Origin of the sequence: Cryobacterium algoritolerans (assembly GCF_004402785.1) — a bacterium.
Lineage (GTDB): Bacteria > Actinomycetota > Actinomycetes > Actinomycetales > Microbacteriaceae > Cryobacterium > Cryobacterium algoritolerans.
Genome location: NZ_SOFP01000025.1, coordinates 1 through 4036, shown reverse-complemented (window position 1 = coordinate 4036; position 4036 = coordinate 1). Strand labels below are relative to the sequence as shown.

Sequence of the window (4036 nt, the reverse complement as noted above, 5' to 3'; positions counted from 1 at the left end):
GGCGGGCACGTCCGGCGCGACCGGTCCGGCGGGCGCGACCGGTCCGGCGGGCGCGACCGGTCCGGCGGGCACGTCCGGCGCGTCCGGCTCGACCGGTCCGACTCGAGCCGGTCTAGGTTTTCGACCCACGAGCGCGGCGAGCATCGCGGCCGGCAAACCCCAGACCGACCAAACTCAGCTCGGCCAACCTCAGACCGGCTTTGCCCTCGAGCTTCTGGGCGACACACCGGCTGTGGTGTTCCCGGACGGCCGTCGGGTGCCGCTGTCGCTCCGCCGGGCGGAGATCCTCGCCCTGCTTGATTCGCGCAGACGCGGCTGGAGCGCTATGGAACTCGCGTACGAGGTGTACGGTGAAACCGGTGCCGCGTCAACGATCCGCATCGAAATGCACCGCATTCGGGCGGCCGCGTCCGGCCTGGTGGAGTCCAATCCCTATCGCCTGACGGATGCCGCGCACGGCACCTCGGACGCCAGCCGGGTGGTGCGCTCGATGCGCAACGGACAGCTCGCGGAGGCGCTGGACGCCTACTCCGCCCCGCTGCTCAGCCGCTCGGCCGCGTTCGCGATCGAGTCGCTGCGGGTCGAACTCAGCGACGCCGTCGGGACCGCGGTCCGGGCGAGCGGCAGCGCCGAGTTGATCAAGCGCTGGTGCGCGACCGACATGGGGTCGACCGATGAGAGGGCCGTGCACGTACTGGGGCGGCTGCTCGGTCCGCGGGATGCCGGATACCTCTCCTTCCGGGCGCGATCCGAGCGACTGGACCGCGAGTTCGGACTCTAGTCGGGGGTGACAGCCTCGATCCCGGCTCCGTACAAGCCTGGCTCGGCACCAGGCGACGCCGAACGTGCTGCTTCGGTAGCGGTCCCGGTAGCGCCCGCACGACCAGCTACCGGCTGCGTGCCGATTGACTTCCGGAAAAAGCACCTTCGTTTTCGCAACCTGGGCGCTATGTCCGCAACTCAGTCGGGCATCCCTCGCCCGGGTGCGGCCGGTGGCCGCCATCGTTGCTGCTCATGACGCCGACCGGGGCACCCGGGCGCACAGGGGACGCTCGTAGGATGAAAACATGCGCGCAATTCTTGTCACCGCTCCTGGCGGACCCGAAGCCCTTGCCCTCTCGACCGTCGCCGACCTGCCCGTCGGGCCGCGGGACATCCGTCTGCGGGTGGCGGCGGCTGGCGTCAACCGGGCGGATGTTGCGCAACGACAGGGCTTCTACCCCGCCCCGGCGGGCGCGCCGCAGTGGCCTGGGCTCGAGGTCTCTGGTGTCGTGACGGAGCTCGGCGCCGAGGCGACGCTGTTCGCGGTCGGCGACCGGGTGTGCGCGCTGCTCCCGGGCGGCGGCTACGCCACCGAGGTCGTCGTGCACGAAGAACTGGCGCTACCGGTGCCGGCCTCGATCGACCTCGTCGACGCGGCCGGGCTGCCGGAGGCGCTGGCGACGGTGTGGTCCAACGTGTTCCTTGACGCTGGCCTGGCCGCCGGTGAGACCCTGCTCGTGCACGGCGGCGCGAGCGGAATCGGCACGACCGCGATCCAGCTGGGACGCCTGGCCGGAGCCCGGGTGGCCGTGACGGCCGGGTCCGACGCGAAGCTCGTAGTGTGCCGCGGCCTGGGCGCGGAGATCCTGATCAACTACCGCACGCAGGACTTTCCGGCCGAGATCGCCGCCACCACCGACGGGCACGGGGCCGACGTCATCCTCGACATCATCGGCGGCTCCTACGCGGCCCGCAACGTGGCCGCACTCGCGGTCGGCGGGCGAATCATGGTGATCGCCAACCAGAGCGGCGAGGACGCCGTCTTCAACCCGATGCACCTCATGATGAAGCGCGGCCGCTACTGGGGCACCACCCTCCGCGCCCGCCCGCACTTCGAGAAGGCCGCGATCATCCACGCCCTGCGAACGGATGTCTGGCCCTGGCTCGAGTCCGGAGCCTTCTGCCCGGTGATCGACAGTCGGTTCTCGTTCGCCGAGGCCGCGGACGCGCACCGCCGGATGGAGGCATCCGCTCACGTGGGGAAGATCGTCCTCGTGCCGTGAGCTCAGTGGTTGAGCGTATAGAAACCAGCAGGGGCGCGCTGACTGAGCCTGTCAAAACCGGGAAGCGGGGGGTCTGAACACGCTCGACGCCCGCACTGACTGAGCCGGTCAGGACGCGGGTCCGGGCAGGCTCGACTACCAGCCGGAGAGCTAAATGTCGAACTCCTCCGGCACACCCGCCGTGGTCTTCCCCGACGCATCGGCCTCTCTAAGGGCCTGCCTGGCGCTCTGGCGGACCGTCTCGTGGGCCGACTCGTCGGTGTAGGTCGAGGTGACAAGGATCGGCATGTGGTCTGACGTGCCCTGCGGCAGCGTCTCGACGTTGTCGATGGTCAGGCCGGTTGAGGTGGCGAGGTCGAAATGTCCCCGGAAGAACTTGTACCGCGTGTAGGTGCGGGAGTCGCTCAGGGTGAGGTCATAACCGGACTCGTTGATCTTGTCGCCGAGGTTGCGTTTGAAGACCGGGTAGTTGTAATCGCCGACCATCAGGGTGGGCAGCCCGGGCCCGAGCAGATTGAGTTCCTCGTGCGCGGACCTGATCTGGTTGCGGCGCAGGGAGTTCCGCGCGGTGAGCGGCGCGGCGTGGAACGAGGCCACGACGAGCTCGCGGTCGGCGACCCGGTCGATCAGCCGGGTGCCGATCAGACGCTCGTGCGCCGGAGCCAACAGCAGGTCGTGTAAGGACTTCTTCAACGCGAACGACTGAGTCTTAACCGCCTCGAACCGGTCCTTGCGATAGTAGACCGCGAGCCCGAGCCGATTGGTGAGGGTGGAGTCGGCCAGGTGCAAAAGTCCGATCTCTCCGGGCAGCTCGAGCGTGTCGCACTCCTGCAGGCACAGGACGTCTGGCTCGTACTGTTCGTCCAGCGCGCTGAGTTCGCCACTGGCACGATTCTTGCGCAGGTTGTAGCTGATAACCCTCACGGCAGACCTGTTTCCGACTCGATGGATGGGCTTCCAGCCTACGTTTCCTCGCCGGAGAACTTCCAATCGAGTATCGGCCGGCGGGCACTCGCCAGCCGGTGGTGCTGGGCAACCCGCTCCACTCGGAAACCCGTTTTGGGCATAACTCCTGCAGATTCGAGGCCCGGCCCCAAGGTCCCGCGGAATGGCGAGGGAGGGCGCGACGGCATCCACGCACTGCCGGAGTTATGCGCGTTGGTGCAGACGAAAGGGCTGGTTCGGGATGGCGACCAGCACCGCAGCAGCCGGCGTGGCGCTGAATAGACTCGACCGCACGGGCGAGCAACTCCGGAGAACGCGAAGGTGGAACCAGATGGCCCAGAACAACATCGTGCTGGTGCGGCACGGTCAGACCCCGTGGAGCATCTCCGGTCGATATACCGGCCGCACCGACATTCCACTGACCGACCTCGGCCGGCTAGCAGGCGGATGCCCTGGGCGAGATGTTAGACGGCCGGGACTTCTCCCTTGTGCTGTCGAGCCCGCTGGTGCGCACCGGGGAGACCATGCAACGCGCCGGGTATGCCGGTCAGGGAATGCGCGACGAGGACATTCTCGAGTGTGACTACGGCGTGTTCGAGGGCCGCACGACCGCGGACATCCGTGCGGAGGACCACGGCTGGCCGGTGTGAACCTCCCCCATTGTCGGCGGCGAGACCGTCGATGAGGTCGGCGCGCGTGCCGACTTGGCCATCGAACGCTGTCTCGCCGCCCCCGGTCCGGTCGTCGTATTCGCCCACGGGCATTTTCTACGGATCATGACGGCCCGTTGGATGGGCCTGCCGGCGGCCGCTGGCCGGCACCTGAGCCTCGGCATCGCCACGGTGTCCACGCTCGGCTGGGAGCACGAGAACCGCGTACTGCAGGTGTGGAACGATGCCTGTCACCTCAACTCGATGGACCCCGTGGTCTGACCTGGCACGCGGGCCGGGTCACGACCCGCGACGGGAAACGGACGCCCGGCGGCGCGTGCGGCCCCGGTCACGCCCGGCGGCGCGTGCGGCCCCGGTCACGCCCGGCGGCGCGTG

At 68.7% G+C, this 4036-nt stretch carries 3 protein-coding genes and 2 pseudogenes; 4 read left to right on the top strand and 1 reads right to left on the bottom strand.

The window, feature by feature from the left end; all coding sequences use genetic code 11:
- A partial coding sequence (locus E3O19_RS05285; RefSeq protein WP_206750935.1) for a collagen-like triple helix repeat-containing protein occupies positions 1-781 on the top strand: 781 nt, incomplete at its 5' end.
- Positions 782-1067: 286 nt separating this feature from the next.
- The gene (locus tag E3O19_RS05280) at positions 1068-2045 is read left to right on the top strand and encodes an NAD(P)H-quinone oxidoreductase (RefSeq protein WP_134565891.1); all 978 of its coding nucleotides are present in this window, start codon (positions 1068-1070) and stop codon (positions 2043-2045) included.
- 150 nt (positions 2046-2195) lie between these two features.
- Here E3O19_RS05280 and E3O19_RS05275 read toward each other — a convergent pair whose 3' ends face one another.
- Positions 2196-2969: an endonuclease/exonuclease/phosphatase family protein gene (locus tag E3O19_RS05275; protein WP_134565889.1), complete on the bottom strand. Its 774-nt coding sequence runs from the start codon at positions 2967-2969 to the stop codon at positions 2196-2198.
- A gap of 184 nt (positions 2970-3153) precedes the next feature.
- Between E3O19_RS05275 and E3O19_RS18775 the strand changes: the two are divergent.
- Positions 3154-3414, top strand: a pseudogene (locus tag E3O19_RS18775) (histidine phosphatase family protein); the annotation flags it as partial.
- Positions 3415-3442: 28 nt separating this feature from the next.
- Positions 3443-3922, top strand: a pseudogene (locus E3O19_RS18245) (histidine phosphatase family protein).
- Positions 3923-4036: the final 114 nt, after the last annotated feature.